Raw genomic sequence first — 15,457 nt, forward strand, 5'->3', positions numbered from 1 at the left:
GAAGCCCAGCTTGCCCAGAGGGGATATGCATGTATGACGTGAAGATCCCGGTGCTGATCGTCGGTGGTGGTCCCGTCGGCCTGTCCACTGCACTGTTCAGCGGCCGACGTGGAGTACGCACGATGCTCCTGGAGAAGAGGGACAGCACTTCCATGCTCCCCCGCGCTCCGGGCCTGCAGGCCCGGACCATGGAGCTGTTCCGCGCGGCGGGACTCGGTAAGGACATTCGCGCGCTCGAAATGGGTGACTCCCACGCCTACTTCGAGGGCGGGATCATCAAGGTCGAGACGTTCTCCGACATCGACAACGCGGAGCTGCTCGAATCGCCGTCCCTGGACGGCGAGACGGTGAGCCCCGAGCGTGTGATGGGCTGTGGCCAGGACCGGTACGAGAAGGTACTGGTGGCCAAGGCCAAGGAGTACGGCGCCGACGTCCGCTTCAACACGAAGCTGATCTCGTTCGAGCAGGACGCCGACGGCGTCACCGCGATCGCCGAAGACCGCGGAACCGGAAAGCAGTTCACCATCCGCGCCGACTACCTCGTGGGCGCCGACGGAGCGGGCAGCCGCATCCGTGAGGCGCTCGGAGTCAAGCGGGTCGGCCGCGGCACGGTGTTCAACGCCCTGAGCATCTACTTCCGGGCGCCGGAGCTGGAGACGCTGCTCAAGGACACCAAGTTCATCCTGTGCTACGCCTCGGCGGGCGGCACCCTGATGGGTCTGTCCCGGCTGCACGGCTGCGACCCGTGGCTCGCCGCGCCCATCTACTTCCCGGAGAAGGGCGAGAAGCCCGAGGACTACACCGACGAGCGGTGCATCGACATCGTCCGCCGGGCCTCCGGCAAGGACATCGACGTCGAGATCATGGACAAGGTGCCGTGGCAGGGCGCCCAGCTCGTCTCGGAGACCTTCCGGGCCGGCCGGGTCTTCCTCGCCGGCGATGCCGCCCATGTGCACCCGCCGGCGGGCGGGTTCGGCGCCAACACCGGTATCCACGATGCGCACAACCTGTCGTGGAAGCTCGCCGCCGTCCAGCACGGCTGGGGCACCGAGGCGCTGCTCGACACCTATGACGCCGAGCGCCGTCCGCTGGGCACCGCCATGTCGGAGCAGGCGCTGGTGCGCAACCGCATCCGGCACGGCTACTCCACCGAGCAGGACCGGGCCGACTTCGTGGACGACGTGATCATCACGCTCGGCTACCGGTACCGCTCCACGTCCATCGTCGGCGCCCAGGGTACGAAGGTGCTCACCCCGGACCTGGAGCTGACCGGCGAGGCGGGCACCCGTGCCCCGCACGTCTGGCTCAAGCGGGGCGAGGAGACGATTTCCACGATCGACCTGTTCTGGGACTCGTTCGTGCTGCTGACCGGACCCGAAGGCGGTGCCTGGGCCGAGGCCGCGGCGCCGATCGCGGAGAAGCTCGGCATTCCGCTGCGTACGCACACGATCGGCCCGGACGAGGAGCTCGGCTCGACCGACCGTGACTGGGCGGAGGTCTACGGCGTGGGCCGTGGCGGCGCGGTGCTGGTGCGGCCGGACGCCTTCGTGGCCTGGCGGAGTGCCGGGGGAGACGACGATCCGCAGAGTGTGCTGGCGGATGTGCTCGCCCGGGCCTCGGGCGTCGAGTCCTCAGCCGTACCGGCTCCGTGAGAGGGGGAGGGGCGCAGATGACCGCACACGAGGCTGTGCATCCCGGCGCCGTGCTGGCGCAGGCGATGGCCTTCCAGCCCGCGCGTCTTGTTCTGACGGGCATCGAGATCGGGCTGTTCACGGAGCTGGCGAAGAAGCCGGCCACCGAGGACGAGATCAGGGAGCGGCTCGGCCTGCACACGCGGGGCACCGACCATTTCCTGGCCGCGCTGGTCGAACTCGGCTTCCTGGAGCGTTCGTCGAGCGGGGAGTTCCGCAACTCGCGGGCGGCGCAGCAGTTCCTGGTACCCGGTGACGAGGGGTATCTCGGCGGCTTCCTGCGGATCGCCGGCCAGGTGATGTATCCGGCGTGGGACAAGCTGGGCGAGGCGCTGCGCACCGGCGCCCCGCAGGCGGCCACGTACACCGGCGAGGACATGTTCGGCGAGCTCTACGAGAGCGATGAGAAGAAGGACGGGCTCGTCGGCATGGCGGAGGACGCCAGCCGCCCGCTCATCCCGGCGCTCACCGAGTCGTTCGGCTGGGCGAAGTACTCCTCGGTTCTCGAACTCGGCGGCTGCCGGGGCAACGTACTGGCGGGTCTGGCGAAGGCGCATCCGCATCTGGACGCGTGTGTCTTCGATCTGCCGCAGCTGGAAGGGGACTTCAGCGCCCATATGTCGGCGATCGAAATGGCCGGCAAGGTCCGCTACCACGGCGGTGACTTCTTCGCCGATCCGCTGCCGCAGGCCGATGTGCTCATGATCGGGCATGCGCTGGTCGACTGGAACGACGAGCAGCGCAAGCAGCTGGTGAAGAACACCTTCGACGCGGTACGTCCCGGTGGGGCGTTCCTGGTCTGGGACCCGGTGATCGTCGATGACGACGAGAGCTATCTGCGCAATCTGATCCGCAGCCTGAACCTGCAGCTGATGACGCCGCACGGCAAGGGCTACCGGTTCGAGCAGTGTGCCGAGTGGATGCGGGAGGCGGGCTACGCCGAGGTCACCCACACCTCACTCGGGCACGACGTCACCCTGGTGGTCGCCCACAAGGACTGACAGGGGGCCGTGGGGCGCCGTCTCACGGCCGGATCCGTCGCAGATGCCGCTCCTGCAGTTCACGGCTGCTGCGCATGAAGTCCAGCAGCAGCGAGAGCTGCTCGGTGGTGTAGCCGGCGACCTGCCGGAAGCCGTCGTGCGCCAGCGGGCCGAAGAGCTCGTCCACGGCGCGTACGGCTTCCGGTGTCGGCCGCACCACCGACTTGCGCCGGTCCTTGGGGTCGGGGGAGCGGGTCACATAGCCGAGCCGGTCCAGGCGGTCCAGCAGGGCCGTGACACTGCCCGTGGTGAGTCCTAGCGCCGCACCCAGTTCGCTGGGTGCGGCGCTTTCGCGCTGCATGAGGACGTCGAGGCAGTGCAGATCGGTGCGGTTGATCCCCATGCTCTCTGCGGCCGCGGCGTCGAAGGAGTCGACGGCCGTCTGGAGCGCGCGGATCTCCGCGCCGAGCTCCCGCTGAAGATTTTCTCTCTTATCGCTTGACATCCAAGTAACTCGACCTTCAAGATAAATACATCGATAGCTTGACTATCAAGATAGTCGAGCTCCAAGGGAAGTCAAGATCGGGTCGTTGCCCGGGTTCCAGGAGGAACACTGCGATGAACACCCAGCACACCGTTTCCACGGTCAAGTCCGGCACTGCCGGGACGGAGGAAGTCGCACGCATCGAGGCGTACTACACCAATGTGAAGCGACTGGGCCACTGGACCGCCGCCCGCACCGTCGAGGTGACCGCCCGCCGCAGCTCGGTCCAGGTGGATCTGCGGTCCGCATCGATCCCCGAGGGTGACCTCGAGGTCCGGATCGTCGGCGAGCGCTCCATCCTCAAGATCCTGGTGCCCGACGGCACCGTCGTCGACGAGTCGGAGCTGGAGTTCGCCGGCCGCTCCGAGGTCAAGGACGCGCAGCGGCACAGCGCGTCCGGCGGCCGCCGGCTCAAGCTGACCGGCGTACTCAAGCGCGGCGAGGTCCGCATCGTCCGCGGCGGCGTGGCGACCCTCACCGCCATGTTCTCCCGCGAGTTCGTCGACGACTGCCGTACGGCACACCGTGACGGCACGCTGCCCACCGTCCACGCCCCCGAGAGTGTTCACGAGGGAACCCCGAGGAATGCCCACTGATCCTTCAACAGGGCCTTGAGCGCGCCCCCTTAGCTTCGAGAGAGCTGCTGCCGGCCCCTCCGGCGGCTCTCCGCAGGCTCAGGGGGCGTGCGTATGACACCTCATCAGATACAGGCTCTGTTCATCGGACTCGCGGCGATACTTGTGCTCAGCCGGGTCCTCGGCGCCGGTGCGCGTTATGTGGGGCAGCCGCCCGTGGTCGGCGAGATTCTCGCCGGCATCCTGGTCGGACCCTCGCTGTTCGGCGGCGCCGTCGCGGAGTTCCTCTTCCCCGCCGACATCCGCCCACTGCTCACCGCGCTGGCCAACCTCGGCCTGGTCCTCTTCATGTTCGTCATCGGATACGAACTGGACCTGGCCCTGCTGCGCGGCAAGGAGAAGGTCGCGGCGAGCGTCTCGCTCTGCTCGGTCGTGCTCCCCTTCTCTCTCGGCGTGCTGCTCGCGCTCCATCTGAGCAACAGTCACCACACCACCAACCGGACCGGGTTCGTGCTCTTCATCGGCGCGGCCATGTCCGTCACCGCCTTCCCGGTACTGGCCAGAATCCTGGCCGACAGCGGCCTCGGCCGGACCAGGATCGGCGGGATCGCGCTCGCCAGCGCGGCCTTCGACGACATCGTGGCCTGGTCGCTGCTGGCCGTCGTGGTCACGGTCTCGGGCGGTGGCGATCAGTGGGCGATGCTGCTCGCACCGGTCTATCTGGCCCTGATGTTCTTCGTGGTCAAGCCGGGGCTGCGGCGGCTGTTCGACGACCGAGGGGGCAGCGGGCGGATCACCGCGGACCGGCTCATCGTCGTACTCGGCGGCCTGATGCTGTCCTGCTGGGCCACCGAGTGGCTCGGGGTGCACTTCGTCTTCGGCGCGTTCCTGTTCGGCGTCATCATGCCCCGCAGCACCTCCGAACTGGTCCGGATGCAGGTCGTCGACCGCTTCGAACACCTCAGCCGGCTGCTGCTGCTCCCGGCGTTCTTCGTCGTCGCCGGCCTGAAGGTCGATCTGTCGCAGACCGGTCTGAAGGGCCTCGGCGAACTCGGGCTCATCCTGCTCGTCGCCATCTCGGGCAAGTTCATCGGTGCCTTCGTCGGTGCCCGGGTCAACGGCGTGCCCGCGCTGCAGAGCGGAGTCCTCGCGACACTGATGAACACCCGAGGGCTCACCGAGATCGTCATTCTCACCATCGGACTTCAACTGGGCGTCCTCGACGCCGGGTTGTACGCCCTCATGGTGGTCATGGCGCTGGTGACGACCGCGATGGCCGGACCGCTGCTGTATCTGTTCAAGCGGCGCGCGGGCGGCTCCGAGGCCATCGGGAACTACGACGAGGCCGCGGTGGAGGACGAGGCGGGGAAGGAGCGGCCCGTCGCGTCGGCCGGCCGGCCGACGGGCTGAGAGGCTGACGGCACGACAGCAGAAGGGTCCGCCGGCCTGGCCGGCGGACCCTTCTGTGTGCGGCGTTCGGCCTCTCAGCCCAGCGTCGCCCCTGCGAGCAGCTCCAGTTGCCCCGCATCGGAGGTGCAGGGGAAGACCAGCAACTCGTCGCAGCCCGCCGCCTCGTACGCGGCGGCCGTCTCGCGCAGCCGTGCCGCGTCGGTGATGACCGCCTTGGCCGCCATCTCCGCCTTCGGGCCGATGAAGGAGTAGTACGCCCGCAGATACGACTGGGCGACCTCCGTGGCGCCCGGGCCGAGGCACGCGTACACCAGCGCCACCAGCCGCGGTGCGCCGGTACGGCCCCGGTCCTGCCACGCCGCACGGGCCTGACGGGCAAGCTCGGCGTAGGCGGTCGCTGAGCTGCCGCCGGCGATCCAGCCGTCGGCGAACCTGGCCGCGCGCGCCATCGCCGCGGGAGTGTGGCCGCCCACGATGATCTCCGGCCCCGCACCCTTGGGGAACGGCCCGATACCGGGCACCGGACCCTTGCCGCCCCACACCTCCCGCAGCTCCGTGAGGATGCCGTCGAGACGCTTCCCACGGTCGCCGTAGGGGGCGCCGGTGGCGCGGAAGTCGTCGTCGCGGCCGCCGGCCGCCACCCCGACCGTCAGCCGGCCGCCCGAGATCTCATGGATCGTGGCGAGCTGCTTGGCCAGCAGCGGGGTGCCGGGGCGGTAGGCGGCGAGCAGGATGGACGTCGTCAGCCGGATCCGCTCGGTCACCGCGGCCGCGGCGGCGAGCGAGGTCAGCGGCTCATAACTGTCGTACACCAGACGGTCGAGGGTGCCGAGGCTGGAGAACCCGTGGTTCTCCGCCAGCCGCGCCCAGTCGACGAGGCGGCGCCCGTCGATGTCCGGCACTGTCGTGGGCAGGCCCACTCCGATCTCCACGGGGTCTCCTTGATCGTCGGTCTGTTGGGCCGTGTCTCAACCGCCGGCAACTCAAGCCCGTCCGGCGATTGAGGACACGGCCGAAGGCCGTACGGGGTCCGGGGGCGCAGCCCCCGGTTCGGCAGTCGGTCAGCGCGGCTTGCGGCCGGTCACCAGCGTGTTGCCGAGCGGCAGTTCGTGCTCGGCGACGCCGGTGAACCCCGCCTGCAGCATCCACTGGCCGCAGTCGCCCGGGTGGTAGCCCGCCCCGGCCGGGGTCATCACCAGCATGTGCAGGCTCGCGACCAGAGAGGGCAGATCGGGCTTGTCGCCGGGCATGGGGTCGTAGACGAGCAGCGCGCCCCCCGGCCGTACCGCCGTGAACGCCTTGTCGATCAGGACCTTGCGCTCCTCCAGCGAGAAGTCCGCCAGCACATGGCCGATCACCACGACATCGGCCTCGGGCAGTTCGTCGGCGAAGAAGTCCCCGCCGGTGAAGGCCAGTCGGTCACCGACGCCGAGCGTGCGCGCATGCTCGGCGCACGGTGTCTCGTTCTGCGGCCGGTCGAAGACCCGGCCGGTCAGCTGCGGCTGGGCGCGCAGCAGCAGCCCGGCGAGATTGCCCCGGGCGCCGCCGACATCGGTCACCGTGCTCCAGCCGCTCCACTCCACGGCTCCGAGCAGATACGGCACCAGGGGAGCGCTCAGCGAGTCCTGCATGGCCAGGAACACCCGCTGCGCGGCCGGATCGCTGAGCATCGCCTCGAAGTCGCCCTCGGCCTGCGGGGCGCCCGTGCGCAGCGCCTGCGTCAGGCGCCCCCAGGCGGGATACAGCACGAAGTTGGCGCCTTCGAGGAAGCCGCCCGCATAGCTCTCCCCGCGTACGAGATACCGCTGCGCGGCCTCGCTGTTGCGGTAGCGGCCGGAGCTGCGCTCCAGCAGTCCGAGCGCGACCAGGGCGTCGAAGAAGTCGGTGGCGGCCCGCGGGTGCAGGCCGAGGGCCGCCCGCAGCTCCTCCACCGCGGCCTCACTGTCGGCGGTTTCGGCGAGCGTGCTGAACACCCCCAGTTCCAGGGCGGTCAGCAGCAGCTTCGCCGAGGCGAACCCCAGGCCCAACTGGCTGATGCCGAAGGGGTCCTTGGGGTCCGTCAACGGATTGATGGTGGTCATGCCGGGCTGTCCTCCTTGACGGTCGTGTCGTCCGTGTCGTCGCCCGGTACGCGCTCGTCGTCGCCGGACAGGCCGCGCACGATGGCGTGCCGGTTCAGCGCCATGGCGCCGCCCATCGCCAGCGCGAACACCGCGAGCATCAGGTAGTAGACGGACTCGGGGATGACGTCGATGAGCCGGACCATGCCGCTGCCGGCGCCGCCGCCGAGCGCGGCGAAGAGCCACAGCAGTCCGAGCATGTGGGCGATGAACTTCCGGGGCAGTACATCGGCGACCGCCGCTATACCCACCGCGGCGACGATCAGCTCACCGCAGGCGTGCATGAGATACACGACGAGCAGCCACACCGGCGAGACCTTCTCGCCGCCCGAGGCGAGGGCCGCGGCCAGCGCCATGATCAGGAAGCTGACACCGGTCAGCGTCAGTCCGACGGAGAACTTCACCGGCACCCCGCTGCGCCTGCCGCCGTACTTCAGCAGCGCCCAGGCGAACACCGGGGCCAGGATCAGGATGAACAGCGGGGTCGCGGACTGCAGCCAGCTCACCGGCACGTCGAAGCCGAGGACATGACGGTCCGTCGACTCCTTGGCGAACAGGGTGAGCGAGGAGCCGTCCTGCGCGATCATCGACCAGAAGAGCGTCGAGCCGAGGAAGATCCACAGAAAGGCGCGCAGCCGCCGGCGGTCACCCGGGCTCAGCTCACGGCTGCGGTAGAGCACCAGGTAGGCGGCCACCGGGGCGATGATGCTGGCCGTGCCGACCAGACCGATGGCGCCGCCCGGACCCAGACCGCCGGACGCCACGCCGCCCGTGACCAGCAGGACCACCACGGCGGCGGTCGTACCGATCAGCCGGAACGCCCGCCGGGACTCCTCGGGGTTCAGCGGCCGCCCGGGAGCGTTCCCGACCTCCTTGAACTGGTGCTGGCTGATCCAGAGTTGGATCGTGCCGAGCAGCATGGCCGTACCGGAGACGGCGAAGCCGAGGTGCCAGTCGACACGCTCGCCGAGGAATCCGGCGATCAGCGGCGAGAGCAGGGCGCTCACCTGGATGCCGACGTACATCAGCGAGATGCCGGCCTCGCGCCGGCCGCTGTCCTTGCCGAACATCAGGTTGAGCATGGCCTGGTGGTTCGGCTTGTACAGGCCGAGGCCGAGCGCGAGGAGGATCAGCCCGAGGGGCGTCGTCCACAGCCACGGCGAGGCCAGCGCGAAGTGGCCCACCGTGGTGACGCACGCCCCGATGATCAGGGTCCGCCGGGGGCCGAGCAGCCGGTCGGCCACCCAGCCCCCGGGGAGGCAGAGCATGAAGGCGAGCCCGATCCACGCGCCGAACAGCGCCGCGGAATCGGCCTTCGCCAGCCCCAGTCCGCCTTCGGAGCGCGGGGCGACCGCGTACAGGACGAGGATGGCCTGCATGCCGAAGAAGCCGAAGCGCTCCCACACATCGCTCATGAAGAGCGTGCGGTACCACGGCGGCCAGCTTCTGACGGACCGGGTGCCGGCACCGCCGACACCGGGATCCTGATCAGCGCGTGCGGTGGTCATGTGGTGCGCTCTCCCTCCGTACGCGCAAGGTGCAGGCGGGGCCGGAAGGAGAGATACAGTCCGCCGACCGCGTTCTGCGGATTCATCGGCGCCTGCTTCTGCTCGTGCACCTTGTTCAGGTTGGCCAGCGGGTTGGGGTCGCCGCTCTCCGCGCCGTTGAGGTGTGCGTGCACCCGCGAGTACACGTCCTGCGCGTCCTCGAGGTCGGCGATGCCGGTCACGATGCGGTCGAAGGCGTCCTGGATGCTGAGGCCCTCGCGCTGGGCGCTGGTGAGCTTCTGGGCGTTGTAGAAGTGGTGCTCCTTGCCGCGGTAGCTCTCGTAGAAGACGGAGACGAGCACCAGCAGCCGCTCGTACGCGTGCCGGTAGACCGTGTTGTAGAAGTCCCAGGCCTCCTTCTCCTCCACCTCGCCGCGCAGCACGCTGGAGACGCTGGCGGCGGCGAGCATCGCGCTGTAGGTGGCCAGGTGCACACCGGTGGAGAGCAGCGGGTCCAGGAAGCAGGCGGCGTCGCCGCTGAGCAGATAACCGGGGCCGCCGAAGCTCTCCGCGGTGTACGAGTAGTCCTGCTCGACCTTCATGCCGGCGACCTGCTCGGCGCCCTCCAGGAGGGGGAGCAGGTGTGTGCACTCGGAGATGGCCTTGTCGTAGACCTGCTGGATACCGCCGAGGGAGTTCTTCTTCTCGTTGAAGATGTCCCTTCCGGTGACCAGGCCGATGCTGGTGGTGCCGTTGTGCAGCGGAATGTTCCAGAACCAGCCGTCGGCCGACGACAGGACGGCGATCGCGCCGTCCGGCCCGCGGTCCAGGGGCTTGACGTTCTTCCAGTACGACCAGGCCGCGACATTGCGGAAGATCTCGTGGTATTCACGGTTCTTGAGGTGCCGGGCGGCGAAGACCCCGCCGCGGCCCGAGGCGTCGATGACGTAGTCGAAGGCGATACGGCCGCTCTGCGCGGCGTCCTTGGTGCCCGCCCACAGGGCCGCCACCGGGCGTTCGCCGTCGAACTCGAGTTCCTTGACCGTGATGTTCTCGACCACCTCGACGCCGAGTTCGGCCGCGTGCCGCAGCAGCAGCTCGTCGAACTCGGAGCGCACGACCTGCCAGGCGTTGGCGCCGTTCTCGCCGAGGCTGTTGAACTTGACCTCCCACTCCTCCGGACCCCAGAAGAAGTAGGCGCCGCCCTTGGGCTGGAAGCCGTACGCCTCCACCTTGTCCCAGACGCCGAGGAGTTCCAGGATCGGCCGGCAGGACGGGAGGATCGATTCGCCGATGTGGTAGCGGGGGAACTGGTCGCGCTCCAAGAGCGTGACCTGGAAGCCCTCCTTGGCCAGCAGGCCGGCAGCGGTGGAGCCCGCGGGCCCACCCCCGATGACGAGGATCTGGGTGGAACCACGCATGTATTTCTCCAATCCTCCGGAGCTCGCGAACGGGTACTGACCGTCCGCTGCACGGTGCACCGGGCCACCGGAGGAGTGCTGGAGCCGAACTCGACGCCCGCTCCGGTCCGGCTCAGCCGGACGCGTCGGCGGCGTACCCCGCCACCCGGCGCGGCATCGCCTGCGCCACCGGAGCCACCAGCGCGAGCCCGCCGATCGTGAACCAGCTGAAGCCGCGGAACGCCTCGATGAACATGTCCGAGCGGGCCTGCCCGGCCGCGTCCCTGAGCGGCGCGAAAAACAGCACACCGAGCAGGGCCGCCCCGGCCGCGTTGCCGATCTGGAGCGCGGCGCCGAGGGTGCCGGAGGCCGCCCCCGCGTCCCGCGCCTCGACCGAGGCTCCGGCGACGGTGAACGCCGGCCCGAACACAGCCCCCATCCCGACCCCCGCGACGAAGAGCGCGGGACCGAGCGCCGACCAGGCGCTGTCCGGGCTCAGTGCGCGCCGGGGGCGGCGGTGAAGACGGCGACACCGGAGAGGACCCACTGCGCGGACGCGAACGACGCCCCCAGATCGTCCCGGACGGCCGGCAGGGCGATGTTGACGATCGTGACGTCCAGCAGATCCATGAATGCCGCGCCGAGCATGACGAACAGCGCGGCCCAGCGCCGCGGATGGCTGTCGGCGAGTTCCGTCGTGCTGTTCCGGTCCACGGTCGTCATACCGTGCCTCGCCTCCTGTGCGGACATCGGGAGCCGGGGGGAGTGTGACGGAGCGGAGTCGAGTGCGGCTCGAGCGAGTTCCTGCCGGGATCTGGCTCAGTAATGGCCGGATTTCATCGACCAAGGGAGAGCCCAATGGCTGCACGTACCGCCCGGATGTGGGCGGCCGGCGCGACGGCGAGCGCGCTGCTCGCCGTGAGCCTGGTCGCGGCCGGCACCACCGCCGGGGCCGAGACCACCAGGCCCAGGCCGACGCTCACGGCGGCGGAGGAGGTCCGGTACGGCCAGACGACGCTCTACACGACGAACGTCGACACGCTGCTCAACTTCTACCGGGACGCTCTCGGATTCACCGTGCTGTACCGCTTCCCGGACACAGGTCCCGCGGTGTTCGGCACGGTCCTGCTCGGCCCCGACTACTACATCACCTTCACCACGTACGACACCGTGCGTCAGGCGACGGGAATTGCGGGCATCGGCCGGTCGAAGGTGCACCAGTCCGAGGTCGTGGTACTGACCCCGGACGTCGATGCTCTCTTCGCCCGCGCGCAGAAGGCCAGGGCGAGGGTCCTCATGCCGCCCAAGGATCAGCCCTGGGGCGAGCGGTCCGCCTATGTGGCCGACCCCGAGGGCAACTTCGTCCAGATCTCGACGCACAGGCAGTAGCCGACCGGCCCTGGGCCGTGTCTGACAAATCCCGCCCGGCGCTATTTGTCAGACACGGCCCAGCCCGAAAGTGGTGCACTGAGGCACGCGCCCGAGGGCGCGTGCCTCAGCGTGCGGAACTTGCCGCCGGGGCCGGGGTGGGCTCGTCCCAGTCGACGCGGTACGCGTAGACGGGGTGGGTCGCCTTCACGCCGAGCTTGAGGAAGAAGGGCAGCACCAGGTCCCGTACGGTCCGCTGGAAGTTGTTGGACGCGGCCTTCTGGTTACCTGTCTTGCGGCCCTCCTTGATGATCTTCTCCACCCGCTCCTTGCGGAGCGCCTGGAAAGCCGCGAACGCCTGCTGCGGATCGGGCAGATCGCGCAGGCACTTGGTCAGGACGATCGAGTCCTCCATCGCCATCGACGCGCCCTGGCCCACATGCGGCGAGGTGGCGTGAGCCGCGTCCCCGACCAGGCAGACCAGATCCTTGTGCCAGGTCGGGATGGAGAGCATGTCGTAGATCGGGTAGCCGAGGATGCCGCTCTGGGTGGATTCGATGATCGCCGAGATGGGGTGGTGGTCCTGGCGGTGCTTGGCGAGGAGCTTCGGCTTCCACACCTCGTGCGGAGTCCGGTCCAGCTCGCCGCGCTCCGGCTCCTTGGCCTGGTGGTAGTTCTCGAACCAGTAGATCTCGCCGGACGGGAAGGTCTGGTAGCCGAAGAAGCCCTCCAGGCAGAACGTCATCCGCATCACGCCGTCCGCGGGCGCCGCCTGGTCGCTGCGGGTGTAGCCGGCGGTGCCGATCACCCCGGTGTACTGGGGGTGGGGCGCGTCGGGCAGCACCGTGTACCGGGTCTTGGAGTGGATGCCGTCGCAGCCCACCAGGAAGTCGCCCTCGGCGGTAGAACCGTCCTTGAAGCGGGCCACGATCCCGTCGCCGGTGTGCTCGACACTCTCGAAGAACTTGCCGAACTCGACCTGGACGCCTCGCGCGACGGCCGCCTCGCGCAGGCCCTTGGTGAGCAGTCCGCGCCTGATCAGCAGAGTCTCGGCCGGGTTCAGACCCAGCTGCTTGCCCTTGTGGTTGAGGAACGCGGTGCTGGTGGTCTGCGTGCCGTACTTCTCGACCTCCGCGCGGATGCCGAGCGTGTCCAGCACGGCAAGTCCGTTGGGGGCCAGGTTCAAGAACGCCCCGACCTCGTCCCGGGGCGCATCGATCCCTTCGTAGATCACGGCGGTGATGCCGATCCTCTGCAGGAACATCGCCAGTACGGGGCCCGCGATGCCGCAGCCGATCAGCACGGCCCTCCGCGTCCCTGCTGCTGCTCCGTTGCCCATGCTCAGTCTCACTTCCTGTGTGGTTCCTGTGCGGTCGTATGGCCCCTGGCTCCGGCAGGGGCCGGATCCAGGGGCCTGGAGCCGGCCCGTCCGTGGTAGGGCGGGCCGGCCGTTGCGGTGAGTGGTCAGCGGGGGATGTGTTCCCCCTGGGGGCGTGCCGTATCGGCGGGGGAGTCCGCAGAGTCCGCGGGTGCTGACGGGTCGCCGCCGCTCAGACGGCGGTGCAGCGAGCCGGGCCACCACATGGCCTTGCCGATGTCCAGGGAGAGGGCCGGTACCAGGACGGTGCGCACCAGGAAAGTGTCCAGGAGGACGCCGAGGCCCACCAGTACGCCGAGTTCGGCCGTGGTCACCAGGGGGAGCGAGACCAGGATCGAGAACGTGGCGGCCAGCACCAGACCCGCGCTCGTGATCACCGCGCCGGTACTGGCGAGACCGGACTGCACTCCACGCACATGGCCCAGCAGACCTACCTCCTCGCGGACCCGGGTCATCAGGAAGATGTTGTAGTCGATGCCCAGCGCCACCAGGAAGACGAAACCCAGCAGCGGCAGGGAGTGATCTACCCCGGTCCAGTCGAATGCATGCTCGAAGAGCAGGCTGCTCGCTCCCAGCGCTCCGAAGTACGAGAGCACCACGGTCGCCAGCAGCACCAGAGGTGCAACGAGCGCCCGCAGCAAGGCGATCAGCACCAGAAGTACCACGGCCAGCACCACGGGGATGACCAGCTTGCTGTCCCGCGAGACGGCCCGCTGGGTGTCCAGCTCGCTAGCGGTCGCCCCGCCCACGAGGGCGTCCGCGCCCTCGATCCCGTGCACCGTGTCCCGCAGCCGGTCGATGGCGCGCTCCGCGGCGGGGGAGTCGGGGTCGTCCTCGAACACCACGGGGATATGGACGAGTCCGCGGTCGCGCGAGAGCTCGGCCGGCTGGACCTCGGCGACACCCTCGAGCCGGCCGACGGCCTCCACGACCCGCTTCTCGGACGAGGCCTTCGCGATGACGTCGGCGGGCGCCGACGAGCCGCCCGGATAGTGCGCGGCCACCAGCCGCTGACCGGCGACCGATTCGGGGGTCGTGGTGTACATCTCCGACTGGGTCAGCCCGAAGCTGATGCCCGTCGCCCCCAGTGCCAGCGCCCCCATGACGACCGTGGCCGCCAGCCAGGACAGCCGGGGGCGGCGCCCCACGGCAGCGCCGACGCGCGCCCAGCCACTGTGCCCGGCCGGCTGCGCCTGCCCGAAGCGCGGCACGAACGGCCAGAACACCCAGCGCCCCAGGATGACCAGCAGGGCGGGCAGCACGGTGACCATGGCGAGGAAGCCGCACAGCACACCGGCCGCGCCCACCCAGCCGAGACTGCGCGAGGAGTTCAGGTCGGCCAGCAGCAGACAGAGCAGCCCGATGACGATCGTCCCCGCCGATGCGAGGATCGCGGGGCCCGAACGGCGCAGCGCGATCTGCATGGCGCTGTGCCGGTCCTCGTCGCGCGTCAGCTCCTCGCGGTAGCGGGCGATGAGCAGCAGCGCGTAGTCCGTGCCCACTCCGAAGACGAGCACGGTCAGCAGGCCCGAACTCTGGCTGTCCACCGGCAGACCGGCGAACTTCCCGCCCGCGTACGTGACCACCTGGGACAGCACGGCGGCGAAGCCCACCGAGATCAGCGGCACCAGCCACAGCACCGGGCTGCGGTAGATCAGCAGGAGCAGCAGGGCGACGACGATCGCGCTGCCGAGCAGCAGCGTTCCGTCCAGCTCGTCGAAGACGTTGATGGTGTCCTGGAGCGCGCCGGCGGGCCCGGCGACCTTGACCCCCAGATCGGCCGGCACATCCTGACCGGCGACATCGCGCGCCTTGTTCACCGTGTCGGAGAACTCGTCGCTGTACGGGGCGGGCACGGTCAGCAGCAGCGCCTTGCCGTCCTTGGACGGCGCCGCCGCCTCGATCGCCCCGCCGGGGACGAGCGGGGCGAGCTCCTTGCGGTCCGCCTCCGCCTTCGCCCGGTCCGCCGTCGTGATGCCGCTGTCGCGCACATAGACGATGACCGCGGGGATGACCTCGTCGGTACGGAACTCCTCCAGCCGGTCGTTGACCAGGGCGGCTTCCGCATTGCCCGGCAGATAGGCGTTGGCGCCGTTGTCCTCGACGTCGGCGACCTTGCCCGCCAGCGGACCCAGAGCCATCGCGATGATCAGCCAGGCGGCCAGGAAGAACCATTTGGCCCGCCTGCCGCCCGGGGCGGTCGCCAGACGCTTCATGCGGCACCGCCCGTGGCCGCATCAGCCGTTTCCACTGCCGGAGCTGCCGGAGCTGCCGGAGCCGCCTGGGCTGCTTCGCCGACTTCCGAATCCTCCACGACACGGATGGACTTGGTCGGGCAGCCGCGGGCGGCCCGGCGGATCTCCTCGTACAGGCTCTCGGCAGGCGACTCGTCCAGGACGAGTACGAGCCCGTCCTCGTCCTGGTCGAACACCCCGGGCACGCGGTAGACGCACAGACTGCTCACCGCGCACGTCTCGGAGTTGGCCGTCACACGCATCGGGCTC

15 protein-coding genes are annotated in these 15,457 nt (G+C 69.5%); 5 read left to right on the plus strand and 10 right to left on the minus strand.

Annotated features, from left to right (window positions below):
* Positions 1-29 precede the first annotated feature (29 nt).
* On the plus strand, positions 30-1,652 hold the full coding sequence (locus SLUN_RS33650; protein WP_108153699.1) for an FAD-dependent monooxygenase: 1,623 nt from the start codon (positions 30-32) through the stop codon (positions 1,650-1,652).
* Between the two features lie 17 nt (positions 1,653-1,669).
* Entirely contained in the window at positions 1,670-2,692 is a 1,023-nt protein-coding gene (locus SLUN_RS33655; protein WP_108153700.1) for a methyltransferase, read from the plus strand.
* A 22-nt stretch (positions 2,693-2,714) separates the two neighbouring features.
* Here SLUN_RS33655 and SLUN_RS33660 read toward each other — a convergent pair whose 3' ends face one another.
* Positions 2,715-3,176 carry a MarR family winged helix-turn-helix transcriptional regulator gene (locus SLUN_RS33660; protein WP_108153701.1) on the minus strand — a complete coding sequence of 154 codons (462 nt, stop codon included), beginning with the start codon at positions 3,174-3,176 and terminating at the stop codon, positions 2,715-2,717.
* 113 nt (positions 3,177-3,289) lie between these two features.
* On the opposite strand from SLUN_RS33660, the gene SLUN_RS33665 reads away from it, so the two are divergent.
* Both SLUN_RS33665 and SLUN_RS33670 read left to right on the plus strand, forming a co-directional pair.
* The gene (locus tag SLUN_RS33665; protein WP_108153702.1) at positions 3,290-3,811 is read left to right on the plus strand and encodes a hypothetical protein; all 522 of its coding nucleotides are present in this window, start codon (positions 3,290-3,292) and stop codon (positions 3,809-3,811) included.
* A gap of 93 nt (positions 3,812-3,904) precedes the next feature.
* Positions 3,905-5,200, plus strand: a complete 1,296-nt coding sequence (locus SLUN_RS33670) for a cation:proton antiporter domain-containing protein (RefSeq protein WP_108153703.1) — start codon at positions 3,905-3,907, stop codon at positions 5,198-5,200.
* Between the two features lie 74 nt (positions 5,201-5,274).
* Here SLUN_RS33670 and SLUN_RS33675 read toward each other — a convergent pair whose 3' ends face one another.
* The 6 genes from SLUN_RS33675 to SLUN_RS33700 form a co-directional block, all read right to left on the minus strand.
* Entirely contained in the window at positions 5,275-6,132 is an 858-nt protein-coding gene (locus SLUN_RS33675) for an LLM class flavin-dependent oxidoreductase (RefSeq protein ID WP_108153704.1), read from the minus strand.
* Positions 6,133-6,261: 129 nt separating this feature from the next.
* Entirely contained in the window at positions 6,262-7,281 is a 1,020-nt protein-coding gene (locus tag SLUN_RS33680; protein WP_108153705.1) for a methyltransferase, read from the minus strand.
* Positions 7,278-8,828, minus strand: a complete 1,551-nt coding sequence (locus SLUN_RS33685) for a peptide MFS transporter (RefSeq protein WP_108153706.1) — start codon at positions 8,826-8,828, stop codon at positions 7,278-7,280. The genes SLUN_RS33680 and SLUN_RS33685 overlap by 4 nt, the downstream gene beginning before the upstream one ends.
* Entirely contained in the window at positions 8,825-10,228 is a 1,404-nt protein-coding gene (locus SLUN_RS33690; RefSeq protein WP_108153707.1) for an NAD(P)/FAD-dependent oxidoreductase, read from the minus strand. Before SLUN_RS33690 ends, SLUN_RS33685 begins: the two co-directional genes overlap by 4 nt.
* 112 nt (positions 10,229-10,340) lie before the next feature.
* Positions 10,341-10,646 (minus strand): hypothetical protein, encoded by a 306-nt coding sequence (locus tag SLUN_RS33695; RefSeq protein WP_159100387.1) that lies wholly within the window; start codon positions 10,644-10,646, stop codon positions 10,341-10,343.
* 56 nt (positions 10,647-10,702) lie between these two features.
* On the minus strand, positions 10,703-10,930 hold the full coding sequence (locus SLUN_RS33700) for a hypothetical protein (RefSeq protein ID WP_108153709.1): 228 nt from the start codon (positions 10,928-10,930) through the stop codon (positions 10,703-10,705).
* A 135-nt stretch (positions 10,931-11,065) separates the two neighbouring features.
* Between SLUN_RS33700 and SLUN_RS33705 the strand changes: the two genes are divergently transcribed.
* The gene (locus SLUN_RS33705; RefSeq protein ID WP_108153710.1) at positions 11,066-11,596 is read left to right on the plus strand and encodes a VOC family protein; all 531 of its coding nucleotides are present in this window, start codon (positions 11,066-11,068) and stop codon (positions 11,594-11,596) included.
* A 106-nt stretch (positions 11,597-11,702) separates the two neighbouring features.
* Here the strand turns inward: SLUN_RS33705 and SLUN_RS33710 are convergent, their stop codons facing one another.
* The 3 genes from SLUN_RS33710 to SLUN_RS33720 form a co-directional block, all read right to left on the minus strand.
* Positions 11,703-12,914, minus strand: coding sequence for an FAD-dependent monooxygenase (locus SLUN_RS33710; protein ID WP_108153711.1), 1,212 nt, complete (start codon positions 12,912-12,914; stop codon positions 11,703-11,705).
* A 125-nt stretch (positions 12,915-13,039) separates the two neighbouring features.
* Positions 13,040-15,169 carry an MMPL family transporter gene (locus SLUN_RS33715; protein ID WP_108153712.1) on the minus strand — a complete coding sequence of 710 codons (2,130 nt, stop codon included), beginning with the start codon at positions 15,167-15,169 and terminating at the stop codon, positions 13,040-13,042.
* Entirely contained in the window at positions 15,166-15,450 is a 285-nt protein-coding gene (locus SLUN_RS33720; protein WP_108153713.1) for a ferredoxin, read from the minus strand. The genes SLUN_RS33715 and SLUN_RS33720 overlap by 4 nt, the downstream gene beginning before the upstream one ends.
* Positions 15,451-15,457 lie beyond the last annotated feature (7 nt).

This window comes from Streptomyces lunaelactis (assembly GCF_003054555.1).
GTDB lineage: Bacteria > Actinomycetota > Actinomycetes > Streptomycetales > Streptomycetaceae > Streptomyces > Streptomyces lunaelactis.